The sequence below is a fragment of the Magnetococcus marinus MC-1 genome, from assembly GCF_000014865.1.
Lineage (GTDB): Bacteria > Pseudomonadota > Magnetococcia > Magnetococcales > Magnetococcaceae > Magnetococcus > Magnetococcus marinus.
This window is the reverse complement of sequence record NC_008576.1, coordinates 1,621,450-1,636,618: the sequence shown is the minus strand read 5'-3', so window position 1 is coordinate 1,636,618 and position 15,169 is coordinate 1,621,450. Positions and strand designations below refer to the sequence as shown.

General features: G+C 57.1%; 14 protein-coding genes. 3 read left to right on the top strand and 11 right to left on the bottom strand.

Translation table 11 applies throughout. The features are described 5' to 3' along the window. Nucleotides 1–2 precede the first annotated feature (2 nt). Both MMC1_RS06915 and MMC1_RS06910 read left to right on the top strand, forming a co-directional pair. Nucleotides 3–2,141 (top strand): UvrD-helicase domain-containing protein, encoded by a 2,139-nt coding sequence (locus MMC1_RS06915; RefSeq protein WP_011713017.1) that lies wholly within the window; start codon nucleotides 3–5, stop codon nucleotides 2,139–2,141. Nucleotides 2,142–2,162: 21 nt separating this feature from the next. Then, nucleotides 2,163–2,546, top strand: a complete 384-nt coding sequence (locus MMC1_RS06910; RefSeq protein ID WP_011713016.1) for a hypothetical protein — start codon at nucleotides 2,163–2,165, stop codon at nucleotides 2,544–2,546. A 260-nt stretch (nucleotides 2,547–2,806) separates the two neighbouring features. On the opposite strand, the gene MMC1_RS21615 is transcribed toward MMC1_RS06910, so the two are convergent. The 3 genes from MMC1_RS21615 to MMC1_RS06890 form a co-directional block, all read right to left on the bottom strand. Continuing rightward, complete coding sequence (locus MMC1_RS21615; protein ID WP_041640939.1) at nucleotides 2,807–2,992, bottom strand: hypothetical protein; 186 nt, start codon at nucleotides 2,990–2,992, stop codon at nucleotides 2,807–2,809. Between the two features lie 68 nt (nucleotides 2,993–3,060). Beyond that, on the bottom strand, nucleotides 3,061–3,546 hold the full coding sequence (locus MMC1_RS06895; RefSeq protein ID WP_143711378.1) for a hypothetical protein: 486 nt from the start codon (nucleotides 3,544–3,546) through the stop codon (nucleotides 3,061–3,063). A gap of 206 nt (nucleotides 3,547–3,752) precedes the next feature. Further along, nucleotides 3,753–4,193, bottom strand: coding sequence for an Hsp20/alpha crystallin family protein (locus tag MMC1_RS06890; protein ID WP_011713013.1), 441 nt, complete (start codon nucleotides 4,191–4,193; stop codon nucleotides 3,753–3,755). Nucleotides 4,194–4,538: 345 nt separating this feature from the next. Between MMC1_RS06890 and MMC1_RS06885 the strand changes: the two genes are divergently transcribed. Then, a complete protein-coding gene (locus tag MMC1_RS06885) occupies nucleotides 4,539–5,381 on the top strand; it encodes a zinc metalloprotease HtpX (protein WP_227665303.1) in 843 nt (280 codons plus the stop codon). Between the two features lie 414 nt (nucleotides 5,382–5,795). On the opposite strand, the gene MMC1_RS06880 is transcribed toward MMC1_RS06885, so the two are convergent. The 8 genes from MMC1_RS06880 to MMC1_RS06845 are packed head-to-tail and all read right to left on the bottom strand — an operon-like array spanning nucleotide 5,796 to nucleotide 15,141. After that, complete coding sequence (locus MMC1_RS06880; protein WP_011713010.1) at nucleotides 5,796–7,172, bottom strand: hypothetical protein; 1,377 nt, start codon at nucleotides 7,170–7,172, stop codon at nucleotides 5,796–5,798. Next, nucleotides 7,169–8,305, bottom strand: a complete 1,137-nt coding sequence (locus MMC1_RS06875) for a hypothetical protein (RefSeq protein ID WP_011713009.1) — start codon at nucleotides 8,303–8,305, stop codon at nucleotides 7,169–7,171. Before MMC1_RS06875 ends, MMC1_RS06880 begins: the two co-directional genes overlap by 4 nt. A gap of 3 nt (nucleotides 8,306–8,308) precedes the next feature. Beyond that, on the bottom strand, nucleotides 8,309–8,695 hold the full coding sequence (locus MMC1_RS06870; protein ID WP_011713008.1) for a hypothetical protein: 387 nt from the start codon (nucleotides 8,693–8,695) through the stop codon (nucleotides 8,309–8,311). A gap of 11 nt (nucleotides 8,696–8,706) precedes the next feature. Continuing rightward, a complete protein-coding gene (locus tag MMC1_RS06865; protein WP_011713007.1) occupies nucleotides 8,707–9,228 on the bottom strand; it encodes a hypothetical protein in 522 nt (173 codons plus the stop codon). Then, nucleotides 9,203–10,177 (bottom strand): hypothetical protein, encoded by a 975-nt coding sequence (locus MMC1_RS06860; protein ID WP_011713006.1) that lies wholly within the window; start codon nucleotides 10,175–10,177, stop codon nucleotides 9,203–9,205. Before MMC1_RS06860 ends, MMC1_RS06865 begins: the two co-directional genes overlap by 26 nt. Continuing rightward, entirely contained in the window at nucleotides 10,177–11,211 is a 1,035-nt protein-coding gene (locus tag MMC1_RS06855; protein WP_011713005.1) for a hypothetical protein, read from the bottom strand. The genes MMC1_RS06860 and MMC1_RS06855 overlap by 1 nt, the downstream gene beginning before the upstream one ends. A gap of 5 nt (nucleotides 11,212–11,216) precedes the next feature. After that, a complete protein-coding gene (locus tag MMC1_RS06850; RefSeq protein ID WP_011713004.1) occupies nucleotides 11,217–11,582 on the bottom strand; it encodes a hypothetical protein in 366 nt (121 codons plus the stop codon). Nucleotides 11,583–11,589: 7 nt separating this feature from the next. Continuing rightward, nucleotides 11,590–15,141 (bottom strand): phage tail tape measure protein, encoded by a 3,552-nt coding sequence (locus MMC1_RS06845; protein ID WP_011713003.1) that lies wholly within the window; start codon nucleotides 15,139–15,141, stop codon nucleotides 11,590–11,592. Nucleotides 15,142–15,169 lie beyond the last annotated feature (28 nt).

The following is a 15,169-nucleotide window of genomic DNA, read 5'->3' as shown; positions in this document are numbered from 1 at the left end:
CCATGGCAGCAATGAAGATCAAGGTCGCCATCGCATCGGATTTCTTGTCTGCATTCTCGAAGATCCCGCGCAAGCAGCAGAACAAGGTCATGGACTTCATCGACAAGTTCCGCGACAACCCGATGTCGCCTGGGATCAACTACGAGAAGATCAACGCGGCCAAAGACACCAACCTCCGCTCCGTCCGTATCGACAACACCTACAGGGCAATCGTCCTGAGTCCTGAAGCTGGCAATGTCTATCTGCTCCTGTGGGTCGATCACCACGACGCAGCTTACGACTGGGCCAGCAGGCGTGTCTGCAATGTCCATCCTGAGACGGGTAGCCTCCAGGTCATCGAGGTAGAGACCACGACCGTCACGGAAACGAAAGCGATACCCGCCCCCGAGCAGCCTGTCGGGATGTTTGCGGAGATCCGTGATCGTCAACTGGTCTCCCTCGGCATCCCCGAAACGCTGATCGACCTCGTGCGCACAATCAACGACGAAGACGAACTCGATGCCATGTCCAGCCGCATGCCCGAGGAGGCGTATGATGCCCTGGTCATGCTGGCCGCAGGTTACAGCGTCGAGCAGGTCGACCAGGAACTGGTGGCCGCGTCGGCTGAAGCCGTGGACACCGCCGATTTTGCGGCAGCCCTGGAGACGCCAGACTCCAAACGTCGCTTCTACGTGGTGGACGACGAGATGGAACTCAAGGCCATCTTGTCCGCGCCGTTGGAGAAGTGGCGGGTCTTCCTCCACCCCTCGCAGCACAAGTTGGTCAACCGCGACTGGAACGGCCCTGTGCGCGTCCTCGGTGGTGCAGGTACAGGCAAGACCGTGGTGGCTCTCCACCGAGCAAAGTGGTTGGCCCAGACCCGCTGCCAGGATGGCCGTAAGAGAGTGCTGTTCACGACCTTCACCCGCAATCTCGCGGCGGACATCAAGGCTAACCTGCGCAAGATATGCGGCGAGGAGACGTTCTCTCGGATCGAGGTTACCAACCTGGATCGCTGGGTCTCGGAGTTCTTGCGTAAGAACGGTTACGAGTTCGAGATCGACTTCGGACGACGGACTGGCCCGCTGTGGGAGAAGGCGTTGACCATGATGCCGTCAGATCTGGGGTACGAACCGTCGTTCTACCGTGAGGAATGGGAGCAGGTGATCCAGCCCCAGGGAATCACCACGGTCACCGATTACTTCAAGGCTCCCAGGCTCGGACGTGGAACACGGTTGAATCGGAAGGCCCGCAAAGAGGTCTGGGCGGTCTTCGAGGAGTACCGATATCTGCTGGACGAGAACGGTCTACGTGAGCCTGACGACGCGATGCGGGATGCCCTCCAGCTACTGGATCAAAAGGGACACGATCTTCCCTACTGCGCGGTGGTTGTCGATGAAGCCCAGGACATGGGCCATCAGGCATTCCGTTTGATCCGCCGTCTTGTTCCCGATGGTGACGAGGTTCAGAACGACATCTTCATCGTCGGTGACGGCCACCAGCGCATCTACCGCCACAAGGTGGTGCTCGGCCAATGCGGGGTCAACATCAGAGGTCGGAGCCGAAAGCTGCGGATCAACTACCGCACGACCGAAGAGAACCGACGGTGGGCCGTTGGATTGCTGGAAGGCGTCCCAGTAGACGACCTCGATGGTGGGGCCGATGACCAGAAGGGGTACAAGTCGCTTCTTCATGGTGAACAGCCTGCCGTCCATCACTTCAAGACCGCCAAGGAGGAATCCGACCACATCGTGTCGCTGCTGAAAGAGTGCGAGGCCAACGGCCAGGAACTCAGCACGGTCTGTATCGTGGCCCGTACCAACGGCATCCTTGAGCAGTACAAGGCAGAACTTGAGGCCGCTGGAATCAAGACGCACATGATCCACCGTGGAGAGGCTGAGAAACGGTCGGTTACGGGCGTCCGTCTGGCGACCATGCACCGCATCAAGGGCCTGGAGTTCGAGACGATCATTGTTGGCAGTGTCAACGAGGGGATCGTCCCATTTTCTCGGGCCGTGACCAACACCGATGACCCTGTGGTGCGCAAGGAGTCGGAGAACCGCGAACGGGCTTTACTGTATGTCGCGGCCACCAGGGCCAAACGGCAGGTCGTGGTGTGCTCGTATGGGCGGGCCAGCCAGTTCATTCAGACTGACAATTAATCTGACAGATTTGAGACAGGTATGGATGATAAAGGAGAACAGAGGATTGCCGCCAAGATCGCCAAGACCATGGCTATGCTGTGCGTTCGGAACACCCGATTGGAGACCTTGCATGAGGGGCGAACGCCAACAACCCATACCGGTGATTATTCCGATGTGAAGGTCATTGATGCGGATGGCAATGAGATCCCGTGGACTGAGGTTTCGCGCTGCAATCAGGATGAGATGAAGGCGTTGATGAAGCAGGTCGTGAACCGGATCTACACCTTCCACCTTAAAATGGAAGATCCTGGCCTTCATGAGTTGGCCGACCGGTGGTCATCCGATATCGCTCGATGGGATGAGCCTGAGATTGACGAGTTTTTCAATCTGAGGAATCGGGAGCCTACGAAATACATGGGATAATCAAGCGTCAAACGATGTGGGGGGGTCGGCCTGCAGCTCCTTGCATCCTGACCGCTGCACCGTTCCGCACCACGACCCGATCCCCCACCGCAAACCCACTTCCAGAAACCTCCACAACCCCCTGCGCCGTGGCCACGCGAACTATGCCGCCGGTGACGGCCACAACCCGCCCAGAGTTGGTTCCCTGGCTGGCGATGTGGCGATGCAGGTCATGTAAGGGCTGGGACACGGGCCAGGTTTTGACGAGGCACAGGCTTCCTTTAATAAGGATTATGGGATAATCCCCCATGGGCGCCCTGCACTTTTTTTGTTGTGTGGGTGTTCACAACCGTTGGTTTGAGCTGCTCCACCAACCCGGTCAACTCCGGCATGGAGCGAGCATGGGCAGGCATCACCATTGAAAGCACACAACCAATAACAATCGTCATCCAGAACAGATCTTTCACCAGTCCAGATCTCATTAGTCCATACTTCTAGGAAAGAGCAACCGTTTCAGATTTCATGGCGCTTCCTCCTATTGACTCGATTTTTGTTGAACACGACACTGGTAACCACTTTCGTCACCGTAATTTTCAAAACTGTCGTAGCGGGAATGGGGCGACTTTGGTCTCTTCCCATGCTTGATCGGGCACCACCTCTCCTCGGTTCGGCTTGCGATCTCCCGCACATAGGCCAAGACGCCATTTCCATAGCCACAATAGAGGCAGTTTAATTTTTCAAGGGGGCTCAGATAGCTCAGCTTATGGCGATCCATCACCACATAATCGGATCGATACACCAAACCGATCCCATAGACGGGAAAACAGATCCGCTGATAGAGCGTTGCCATCATATCCAATAGTGCAATAGGAATGACGACGGACCAGATTACCGGTGCAGTCAAAACCAACAGAAGAAAAGACCAGAACTTCTGGATCTCATCCCTCCATGAACGGTTCCCAAGTTGCCACTCCACGGTGGGCGTAAATGAAAAACGCTCAACCGGGATGGAAATGGCCATTGGGGTCTTAAGCCATGGAAGTAACGGTTTAACCTGCTTTGATCTGGAGCCAGTGGAATTTATATTGTCCATGGTCCTATCCTCCAAAGGATCATGTTATTCGAAAAAAAATGAGGGTCGGCTCTTGGCTCCCAATGAGCCGACCCTTTAACCAGGTTGAAGACAAACCCATAACCGGGGGAAATCCATGGGGCTTGGTCACGAGTTTAGTTGAGAACTTCAACCTGAATGCTACGAGGCTTGGCCTCATCCAACTTAGGTAGCGTCACCTCCAACACACCATTTTGATACTTTGCCGCGATGTTCCCTGTATCGGTGGTATTGGGCAGTTGAAAAGAGCGACTGAAGCGGCCATAGGCCCGTTCAATCCGGTGATAGCCATCACGATTTTGTTCATCGTCAAACTTGCGCTCACCAGAGATAGTCAGGGTGCCGTTGTCCACATCGACGCTGATGTCTTGTTGCGTCATACCGGGCAGATCGGCTTTGATCATGATCTGGTTTTCATCCTCACGGATGTCCACCCGCATGGGCCACTTGGCCATCTGTCCATTTGGCTCTTCCCAGTTGTGGTCAAACAGCCGGTTGATTTCGTTTTGCAATGTACGAACATTGCGGAAAGGATCGTATTCCATCAGAGCAGCCATTGGGGGCCTCCTTTACATGCTATTAGCGTTAACCGTAAAAGCTTGGCACCGACTTCGTTTGCCGTCTTGCTCAAGGAGATAGGATCAATGAAATGGGGTTACAAGGAGGGCGACGATATTTTTTTGTTTTTCTCTTATCCCCTTGTAAACAGAGACGTGCGTACCTAAATCCAGAAGGAAAGGAGAAAAGCCATGCGCTACTTCACGCCCTCTTTAGACAAAGCAAAAATACAGGAACACAGAAGGAACAACCTTCTGCAGACGCTTCTACTGATCACCTCTATGACAGGGCTGCTTGCTCTACTCGGCCGGATACTGGCTGGAGAGGAAGGGGTTTGGTGGAGCTTGGCACTGGCTATCGCGCTCAATCTGTTGGTTCCACAGGTTCCGCCAACATTCACGCTGAAGATGATGGGCGCACGACCGATCTCCCATTATGCGCGTCCTGATCTCTACCAAATGGTTCAACAGTTGGGGAACAGAGCCGGTTTGCCGACGACGCCCACCCTCTATGCCATCCCCAGTAGCGTACCCAACGCCATGGCTGTTGGGCCTGGTGAGCAGAGCGCTATTGCGCTTTCTGATGGTTTGCTGCGTCTGCTTAACCAAAGAGAACTCCTTGGCGTGATGGCCCATGAGGTCAGTCACATCATGAATGGTGATACTCGGGTATTGGCGTTGACCGACGCCTTTCGACTATTGACCACCACGTTATCCTCCATAGGACAGATCATCATCTTGTTTGCCATTCCCTTATGGATACTGGGTATTGTACAGATCTCCTGGCTGGCCCTTCTGATTCTGCTGGCGGCCCCATTTGTGGGGATCGCGCTTCAACTGGCTCTCTCTCGCACACGTGAATTTGAAGCGGATCGAAGCGCTGTCGACTTGACCAATGACCCTCATGGGCTGGCCTCAGCACTCAAGCGCATTGAGATGCCCAGGTGGAACTGGATGTCACGTTTTCTCCGCCCCATTCAGCACCAGCGGGAGTACCACTGGTTAAAAACGCACCCGGACATCCAGGCCCGTATCGATAAATTACTCTCCATGTCAGGAGCAGATCAGGTCATCCATTCACATCCTGTGCAAGTACTCTCTCGCCCAAGACAAGCGTATGTACAACCGCGATCTCGAGTGATTCGCCCGGTGATTTATCGGCCAGCGATCCGATGGGAGTGGAGGTAGAAAAATTCTGGGCCGAAATACGGATTCAAATGGAAGTTCTCCGCATCTGGCCACCGCTGTCCCTCCCAACAACCTCATCCTCTTTGAAATAACAGCTATTTTCCAATCAGCGTGATATGCTGGCTCACGTCATAATCAGCTCTTTAAAAATCGAGATATCCACTCCCGGATACAGAGCTCCCCAACAGGTACGAGCTGGCTCCGGCATGTGGTTAAACCTTGTGGGTGACCTGTTGAGTTGATTGGGAAATTGGACGCGTAGTGCCATTTTCCACCACAACACGGTCACCCACAGCAAGGTTTTTCCCCGTTGCTTGAACGATCCCCTGCCCTGTTGCCACGCGAACTATGCCGCCGGTGACGGCCATTACCCGCCCAGCAACTGACTTCTGACTTGCTACAAGTCGCTGCAAATCATGAACTGGGTGCAACACGGGCCACCTCCAGAGATGTAGTGATGCGGGGACCAGCGGCCTCATGGGCAACGCCAGTCACCTTCCCCCGCCAGGATCGGCCCATAAGGGCATCATGAACCTCAATAATTTGCCCTGGCATAACACCGGGCCTATGAACACAGGTGAGAGACACCTCTTGCAGATCTTCCCCGGCATCAATCTCAGCTCGGCCACGGGATAGTTTGACTTCGGTAGTGGCCAGAAGCGGATCGGAGATATCTTCACCAGGGTGTGCACCATCGCCGCGCTGGCAGACGATCTCGCCATCGCCCACCAGATCACCAGACTGGCCGGTGATTCGTACCTGTACCGGGAATGAATCCAGCCCCGCTACCCGGCTGGGGACGGAAAGTCGCCAGGACCGGGTCAGCACGGTGAAGGTGACCCGGGCGATGGCGATACCGGAGCGACTGGCCAGAAGCGTCATGCCGTCCGGGGCCAGGGAGAGCGAACCCAGATCATTGCCCAACCAAATCACCGATTGGATGGATTGTGCGGGTTGGGAGAGCGTAGCGCTATTGATCCCGTCGAAGGTCAAATCCTCTGTGATGGTGAAGGTTTGATCCGCATTGGGGAGCAGTGCGCCAGAGGATGTTGAAACACCTTGTATGGTGATCTGAGGCCCACGGTTCACCAATAGGTGGGCAGATCCGCCGGAGTGAAAGGTGCTACGCCCCTGGTTCAGTCCATCCACACGCCGATCCACCTCTGCCGATAGATGACCACTGCTGGGCAGCCACCCGCGTACTGTGACCCGATTCACTCGATAGCGGGCACGGTGAGATTCTCGGCACGAGAGATTATCCGTGGCGTCGGTGAGGATGTGATCTGGTGTAGCACTGACCCACTGGGGCACAGCGGTTGGAAAGCGATGACGAACGCGTAGCGTGCCCCCGGGCGTAGTCTCCACCACCCCACCGGCCGCCTCTGCAATGGTACGCACCACATCAAGGGGCGCAGCATCATAGACCGCCAACCGCCCACCGGGAATGGTCCAATCCACCAAATCCCATTGAATGGATTCTCCTACAGCCTCTTCAGCGGCCACACGGGCTAAAACTGGCTCATTCCACATCCGCTCCATTGGGATGGCCCTTGGCGTAGCGAAACGCGCTGTTGGGCTGATCAGCGATACCACCAGTCTGGGACGGCTTACGCCATCACGGGAGAGAGTCTTGTTATCCACCATCATCTGGAAGGTTTCACCGCCCAGTTCCAAGGTCACCGGATCATCGATCTGGATGCGTTGGAAGGAGGCCGGGTCCGCCAGTTCCATGGTGCCGGTCCAGGCGTAGTCTCCCTCGGCCATGGCCAGGGATGCGGAGAGAATGCTCATAAGGGCAATCCAAAGTGAATAGCGCGCACGCCAGAGGTGGCCTGAACATGGGGCTGGTCCACCAGCAGATCCCACCATGCGGTCATAGCCCTATGAGCAGAGTCCCGTGCTTGAAGCTGATAGCCCGTTGTGAGAGATGCATGCACCGGCTGGGTAGCAGACCATTGGCAAGTCAAACTTTGCTGCACCGGCCCCATGAGCGCATAGCCCGCTTGTAAGGTCTTGAGCAGAGCATCCTGGTAGGGAGCCGAAAGCGCACGCTCAACAGGGGCACCGTAACGGGCCTCCACTCCTCGCCCAACCTGAATCTTCCACGAAGCGGTAAGAGAGTGCGGCCAAACAAATTCACCCAGCGCCCAGGGGGTGCGACATGAGCCCGTGACGTGAATGCCCCATGGAGCTTCCAGACGTTGTTCGATGAATGCTCCACACCGATACCCTGCGGCCAAATGGCGCGCAACGGGAAAGTGTATGGCATAGGGGGTAATCACCTGCCTGGATCTGGGGGCAAAGGAGATATGCCCCTGCAACTGGATGGGCAGTGCCGGTGTGGCTTGCAGAATGCTACTTTGGGCGGTAAAGAGGATAGCAGGGGATTCAACGGTGATGACGCCAGAGGCCCGGACTGTATGTCGCGCTGCCGTGATGGTGCCGCTGAGGGAGAGGGGGATCTCGCCGGTGACGGAGATGTCCCGGCTGCCGTTCTCGGCACGGGCCGTGAGGGAAAAATCCAACGCCGCCGAACAGCGCATGCCATAGGCATCCGCCTGAAGACGTGTGGTGCTCTCTATGGGGAGTGTGAAACTTGCCCGGGCATCCTGCACTCTTGCACTGAAGCGGCTGCTCAAGGCGAGCGTAAGCTCATAATGGAGCGTAAAGCGCCTGGCCCGATTGAGATCCGCTGTCAGGGCAATGGGCAGTTGGGTGTTGAGCGCAAACGATGGAGGTAGATAATCGAAGGCGGCTTCAAGTTGCCGGGATAGCAGTATCGGTGACCACCCCCCTACCCCATGGGAAACCTGAATGGACCAGGAGGTTGAAAGGGTTCGGTCCAAGGTCAAGCTGTAGGGCGCACCAAGGGCGCTTTCTTGAAGGATGGACCACGGGCACTGGATAGCAGCAGAGAGGGGCATGGATCAGGCAGGGTTGGGAATGGAGAAATCCATCTGCTTAAGGGTTACCATCTCTCCGGAGGTAAGTGTGACATTATCCAGGATGGCATCCCCACCCCCCTCTTCGGTGGATACATTCCCATCGATTTTATAGTTGCCATCCTCCAACCGAAACCAGGTAGCGGTGCCCGTCGCTTCCACCTCACTGGCTACCGGAGAGTTACTCAGAGTGATCGCGCCGTTGGCGGCGCTGTTATACTGCAGCGTAAAACGCACCAGGGGTAGCTCTGATGTGGGAAAGTCAGGATTGGGCGGGCGGGTTCCCGGATAAACAAAGCAGATCCCATCGATGTAGCTTCTCAGATTGTTCATCAGGGAGTTGCGCAGGGTATCGTTAAAACGCAGGGCCATGAGATTCTCCTTTATGCGGTCAAGACTGACATATCTTCGATGAGCTGGAGCAACCACCGCTCACCACGGTATTCACGGGTAATCACCGTCACCCCCCTGTTTTCCAGCTGGGCAATCCAAGCCGACAGGCCATCCCGGATCCGGACATCGCCAAATCCATTGGTGGAACCTGAGGCATCACAGGAGATCACCACCCGCTTAGGCGTGGGTGTCATGCTCTGTAGCAACGCCTCCCAATCCTCCAGCGTTGGCCTTTCGCGGATCAGCCGATGCACCTCGGGGGGAAATTCGGCCCCAACAGGGATCAATAGGGATGAGGGCATGAACTTTAACTCCATACACCCCACCTGGGCGTTGGAGGTTGATAGCGCATGTCTCAACAGGACCAGATCTTCGTTGAATGTTTGAGTCTGCATTCTTGCATAGAGGGAGGATTCATCAATGATGGTGATGCAGATATTGGCGCTGACCCATCGGAAGGCCGACAGCTCATCCAGAAAGCCCAGATCAAGGGGAATTGGTTGAAGAGGCATGATTGAGAAACCTGATTTTGAGGGCCTTGCCGGTCACCGTATCCCGCGCTTCCAGATAGAGGGTCTTTTTCACCTCAATAAACTGCTCGGGATCATCCGGGTGATAGATCTTCTCCAGCACCGTTTGACGGGTCCCTGGAACCTCCTGATAGAACCCCTCACTGGTGGGCTCCTCTTCCTCTGCGGGGGCGTCCTCATCGCTACTACCTGAGGGGGAAGCTTGGCGCAGGCTGACGCTGGGGGCTCCCGAGGGCCAAAACTTGCGCGGGAAGGAGGCTTGGGTGGCATGCCAGTCGGACAGGGCTATGATGCGTACAGGGGGGACCTCTGCTGATTCCACGTTGCCGGATTGCCAGGCATTCTGCATCTCCACGAACTGAGCGGCTGAAACGCTCTCCTCTCCATTGCCATAGGTGATTTCGTAGAGGGAGAAGCCTACGGTGTAGCGCACCACCAGGGCCCCGATCACCTCTTGGGAGGCATGGAACTCCCCTCTTTGACGGTCATAACGGGGTGGTGTGACCAGATCCCCCTGCTTGTTGCGAAAGAAGGTCTGCTCGATGATCTCCAACACCGGGTGGTCATAGAGCCAGCGCAGCTGCTTGGTATGCTCTTTGGACCAGGTGATGGTTTCCACCACCGTTTCAGAACGACGTCCGATCAGGCGCGCCTCACCCCCGCTGATGATGAGCCGGGCGGATGCCGCCACGCGCTTGGAGCAGTAGAGCTTTACGCGCTTTTTGCCGGGCTCTATCACCTCAAGGGGCGTGATCTGACTCATGCTATAGCAGATGCGCCCCCAGCCACAGACGCCTGAGGTTAGGCGGCTGAAAGCCACCTGCACCGGCGCAGAGCCCCCTTGGTCATCATCGTTGACCACCAGTTCAAAGGGCTCATCCAGTTCAGGCGCTGAAAAGTGGATGGTCAGGCTGGTTGAAATCTCGCTCATCAAGCACTCTCACCTGTAATGGCGACGACGACCTTGTCCGCTGAAAGACTATTGGCCCCAGCGGGAACAATACGTTTCCACCAGATGGGCACGGCTGCGGGATGGGTTTTGAAGGTGATGGTTTCCCCACTGGACCAAGCCCCGCCCCATCCCGCCACAGGCAGGGTGAAATAGGGACGGCTGAAATCAGGGTTATTGGGGGCAAAATCACCCCCAGAGAGGGAGCCGCTGCCCACACTACCCAGCATATCCCCCACGCAGCTAAAGCTGTTGGCATCGCTGAAGGTCAGGGTCCAGGTCTGTTCAATGCTGCCGATTGAATCGAGAATCGGTATAATATTGGTGGGCGCTATCGTTGGACCGGATCCGTCGTATGTACCCGCAACGGTGGATCCGGTCCAGCTACCCCAGGTTGCCTCGATATCCTCGGGCTCAATGACTGAAGCAACGCGGGTATTGCTGGAGGCATAGGCGCTCTGCAAGCTCTGTCCGGCCTCAAAGGTCAGCGTGGCTTTATCCCCATTCCAGGTCACCCCACCACTGCTGGCCAGACGGATAAACTCGACGTTACCGGAGACATCATCCACATGGTCCTGATCGGAGATGCGGATCAAGTCCCCGTTCTGGAAGATGGCATCGGTGGCCGACTCGGTGTTGACATCGATACTGGTGACCCCGATGGAGGTGCTAGCATCCAGCCTTCCTGACCCATAGAGCCGCTCTGATCCGGTGAGCGCCCCCTGGGTATCGGTTTGGGTGCCGGGAAAGATCAGAATGCGATCATCCCCTGGAGTTGCGGTCTCCACATAGATGCGCGGGTCAATCAGCTTGATATCCGCATCATTGGCGACTTTGAAGAACACCTTGCGGTATTTGGTGGATCCGGCCAGTCGTTCCCCTTGTGGCACGTCGGGCCAGACATTGTTCTTCACCCCATCGGCGATCTCACTGGCGGAGATGCGGCCCCCATTGCTGGTGGTATCGCTGACGGTGGTGGATTTGTAGAAGCGAAGTTCTGAAGTCTGTATGGGCATTGTGCTTACACCTCAAAGAGTTTGATGGTACCGGTGTAGAGATCATGGTGCGGCCAGATGGGTTGAAACTGGATGGCCGGAGGTTCGTGATGGCGGAACATTACCTGATAGCTCTCTGCCCCCCAGATAAGCGGGAAAACCACTCCGGATTGGGCAGCCATGGCCTCAATGGCCATCACGGTGGATTGATCCAGCCAGGTCACCCCATCTGCGGCCTCCAGGGTGATGGGCCTGCCCTTGATCAGGGGTTGGGACCAAAGCACAGGGGTGCCCCCCAGGGTGCGGGCTGTCTCCATGGCCACAGGAGACCACGCCCGACGGTCGGTCCACTGGATCGACTCAGGTAGAGTTAAATCACCAAGTTGTTTCATCGGGATATCAGAAGGTACCGCGCTGTAATTCCTTGAGGGCATCTACCAGTTGCCGCACCTGCTGCCGGGGGCTGGTGATGGAGGCCGCTGGCCTGCCGTTCATGGTCAGATCAAGCTGAACGATCCCCTCTACTGGGGGCTGTCCAGAACCACCGGCCCCTGCAAAGGAAAGCTGAGGAAGCGCTGGGATCTCCGGCAACCCCACCATCCCCCCGGTTTGAAACCTGGGCAGGTTGGGCAGGATACGCTTCACGGTCTCCATGGGCGCGGAGTTGATGGTCAGCAGCAGATCCTTGAAGATCCTGGAGCGCTCTTTGCGGATCACGATCTCACCGGCTTCAAGCAAGGCATGGATGCGGTCACCACCCCCATAGCCGGGAAGACGACCACCACGATTTAGACCGATCATACCTCCCGACTGCTTGGCCTCGATGGTTTTCATGGTGATGGTGACGGTTTTATCCTTCAGTGCCGCCATCTGCTTTTCGATGGCTGAGAGTGCGGACTGGGCTTGCTCAACCTGAGCCTGAAGCTCGACTGATTTGGTGACCCGGTCAGGAAGGGCTTCCATAGCCTGTTTGAGCAGATCCACCTGGCCACGTGCTGTTTCCAACTGCTCGGTAAGAGATGTGGTCTGATCTTTCTGGGTAGAGAGCGCCTTTCGTGCACTCTCTTCCTGGCGCTGATAGAGTTGATCCAGTACATCCCCGGCGTCCTGCACACCCCGGATGGCGGTGGAGGTATCATTCAAACTGGAGAAGGCATCCTGAGCCCCTCGGGCCAGGGATTCGGCCCACTTGATGTCCTGCTCGGAAAGGGTTGTTTTTGAGAGCAGCTGTTGGGCCTCAGCCAACTTTTGGGAGGCTGCGGCGGCGCGGGAGGTCTCTTTCTCCCGGTCGGACATGTTGCGTTCCAACAGCGAGCGCACCTTATCCTCGGTGGAGATACGGGCGTTGCGCTTTTTCTCTTCGATGCCCTGGATCTGATCGGCCAGTCGTTTCTCGGCAGTCAGGCTCTGTTGCAGGGCGCGTTCCGTGGCCTGAACGGACTGTTCAGCAGTACGGATCTTCTCGGTGAGTACCTCACGGGCCTGGCGCTTCTGCTCTTCGGCCAGTTGTCGTTCAAGATCCGCCAGTTTGCGCTGGGCAGATGTCCGCTGGCGGGTAAGATTTGAAAGCTGGTTGGCGGCTTCTTGGGCCGCGCGACGTTGAGTCTGAATGGCATCGGAAGCGGCCTTTGCGGCCAGTCGCCAACCCCCGGTGCTTTTGTCGGCAATGATGGTGCCTTCCCGCTGTAGACGGTTGAAGGTCTCCAGGTCGGGAATGTTGATCCCCAGTTGCTGCCCGGTCTGCTTCAGGCGGGCAGCCAACTGCTCTTGGGTCTCAACCGCTGCCTTGCCGGATTCCGCCGCCTCATCCTGGGCATCCTTGGTTTTCAACCAGGAGTAAGCCATGTAGCCTAGTGCGCCCACAGCCGCCGTCGCCCCAGCTATAAGCCCAACAGGGCCTGTGAGCACGGCGAGCAGGCTTCCAACAGCGGCAGCACCCCGGATAAAGAACCCGGCCAGATTGATTGAGATAAGAGAAAGCAGACGGGTGCGGACCAGCGCCAATGCGCCAACCAATCCCTGAGCGCCTACCACGGCTACCAAGCCAGAGGCAGCACGGGTAACGGTTAGAAACCACTGAGCGGTCTGAAGTGCTGTGAGTGCTGCCATGGCCACACGCAGGGTTTTGATGGCCAGATACGCCCCACCCAGCACGCCGATGACCTCTTTCCACGCCAGGATGAACTCACCCACCATCAGAGCCACACGGCCCAACATGGCAGCCAGATCCACACCAGCCAGAGCCAACTCGACGATGGCATCCTTGTTTTCATTGATGGCGGCGGTGAGCTCTTGAAAATTAAGGCTGCTGTGCTTGTCGATGGCCTCACCAACCGCAATCTTCACCCCCTCCCAGGCGGACTCCAGGGAACGGATGGATCCGCCCATGCCCGCTTCCATCTCTGTGGCCACACGCCCGGCGACACCGCCCACCTGTTCAAACTTGGATACCAACGCCTCAAAGGCCTGGGAGGACATGCCTACGGCAGCGGTTAACGCAGGCGCAGCTTCCACCCCAAAGATCTGGATCATGTCGGCGGCATCGGCCCCGCTTGCCCTCAGGTTGCGCAGCACTTGCGTCATGGGCAGCAGTTGGCCAGTGGCATCACGGGTCTGAAGGCCCATACGGTTGATGGCCTCTTGGGCTTTATCCACCGGGGCCAGCAGACGGGCATAGGCGCTACGCAGCGCGGTACCCGCTTTTTCCCCAGAGAAGCCGTTCTTGGCCAGCAAGGCCAGCACGGTGGCGGTCTCTTCAAAGCTGTTTCCAGCGGCCTTCGCCACAGGTCCTGCGTACTGTAGAGCAAGACCTAGATCCTGAATGTTGGTGGCGGAGTTGGTGAAGGCGGTGACCAGGATGTCGTTTACATTGCCCAGATCACGGGCCTGCAACCCAAACTGGGCCATAGAGGCGGTGGCGATGCCTGCTGCGGTTTCCAGATTCACCGAACCGGCTGCAGCCAACTCCAGAACTTTTGGTAGGGCTTGCAGCTGTTGGGATGCCGAGAGCCCCGCCAGGGACATGGCTTTGAGACCACCCGCTGCCTGAGTGGCGCTGAATCGGGTAGAGGCTCCCATCTCCTTGGCCAACTCGGTCAGTTGGGTCAGCTCTTCTGATGTCGCGCCAGATGTAGCCGCCACCTGCCTCATGGTGTCGTCAAAGGCGGCATAGGTAAGGATGGAGTCTTTGATAAAGTTGGATGCCGCACGAATGGATTCAAACCCGGCATACGCTGCTGCCAGATTGCGCACAGTACCCGCCATTCCGGTCATGGCACCGTTTAAGCCCTGCATTTCACCACGCAGGGTACGCACCCGGCTCTGCATCTGCTGATGAGCACGGTTGAGATCCGCCGCAGAAACCCGACCGGAGCGGGCCAGTTCCCGATAGGCATTCTCTAGCCTCTGGACTTCGTCCTCTACCTCGCGCATGGATCGGACGCCGATGGTGGCAAAGGCACGGTTCACGCGACTTTGAGCCTGCACCTCACGGGTAGAGGCGCGCAGATCCCGCTGGAGCCGCTCCTGGCTTTCACTGAGGCGGGTCGTATCGATCCCGGCCTGACGCAGGTTACCCCGCAGGCCATGAAGGGATTCCCGCTGAGCCTCTACCTGATCCTTCAGAGAACGGGCATTGCGCTTGGCCTGCTCAAAGGCGCGGGTCATGGCGCGGGTGGGTGTTTCGGTCTCCCGCATCTGCACCGCGAGATGGGCCACCTCACGGGTGGCCGCCTGCCATTGATCTTCACTCTCCCTGATTTGTCGCTTTAGATTGCGGAAAGCATCGATGTCCGATAGTGCCCCATTGATACGCTGCGCCTGAGTCTGAGCAGCGGAGGCCATGGATTGCACGCCCTGGCGAAAGTCGCTCTGCATGCGGGTGACAGCAGAACGCAGTTCATCGTCATTTGCCCTAATGACAAACTCAAGCGCCGCCGTGGTTCTGGCCATCAGGATTCCTGTTGGTTAAAGTTATCAA

What these genes read in the sequence shown, in the direction of transcription:
- MMC1_RS06915 (WP_011713017.1), top strand. Translation starts at nt 3, where the DNA reads ATGGCAGCAATGAAGATCAAGGTCGCCATCGCATCGGATTTCTTGTCT.
- MMC1_RS06910 (WP_011713016.1), top strand. Translation starts at nt 2,163, where the DNA reads ATGGATGATAAAGGAGAACAGAGGATTGCCGCCAAGATCGCCAAGACC.
- MMC1_RS06895 (WP_143711378.1), bottom strand. Translation starts at nt 3,546, where the DNA reads ATGGCCATTTCCATCCCGGTTGAGCGTTTTTCATTTACGCCCACCGTG.
- MMC1_RS06890 (WP_011713013.1), bottom strand. Translation starts at nt 4,193, where the DNA reads ATGGCTGCTCTGATGGAATACGATCCTTTCCGCAATGTTCGTACATTG.
- MMC1_RS06880 (WP_011713010.1), bottom strand. Translation starts at nt 7,172, where the DNA reads ATGAGCATTCTCTCCGCATCCCTGGCCATGGCCGAGGGAGACTACGCC.
- MMC1_RS06875 (WP_011713009.1), bottom strand. Translation starts at nt 8,305, where the DNA reads ATGCCCCTCTCTGCTGCTATCCAGTGCCCGTGGTCCATCCTTCAAGAA.
- MMC1_RS06870 (WP_011713008.1), bottom strand. Translation starts at nt 8,695, where the DNA reads ATGGCCCTGCGTTTTAACGATACCCTGCGCAACTCCCTGATGAACAAT.
- MMC1_RS06865 (WP_011713007.1), bottom strand. Translation starts at nt 9,228, where the DNA reads ATGCCTCTTCAACCAATTCCCCTTGATCTGGGCTTTCTGGATGAGCTG.
- MMC1_RS06860 (WP_011713006.1), bottom strand. Translation starts at nt 10,177, where the DNA reads ATGAGCGAGATTTCAACCAGCCTGACCATCCACTTTTCAGCGCCTGAA.
- MMC1_RS06855 (WP_011713005.1), bottom strand. Translation starts at nt 11,211, where the DNA reads ATGCCCATACAGACTTCAGAACTTCGCTTCTACAAATCCACCACCGTC.
- MMC1_RS06850 (WP_011713004.1), bottom strand. Translation starts at nt 11,582, where the DNA reads ATGAAACAACTTGGTGATTTAACTCTACCTGAGTCGATCCAGTGGACC.
- MMC1_RS06845 (WP_011713003.1), bottom strand. Translation starts at nt 15,141, where the DNA reads ATGGCCAGAACCACGGCGGCGCTTGAGTTTGTCATTAGGGCAAATGAC.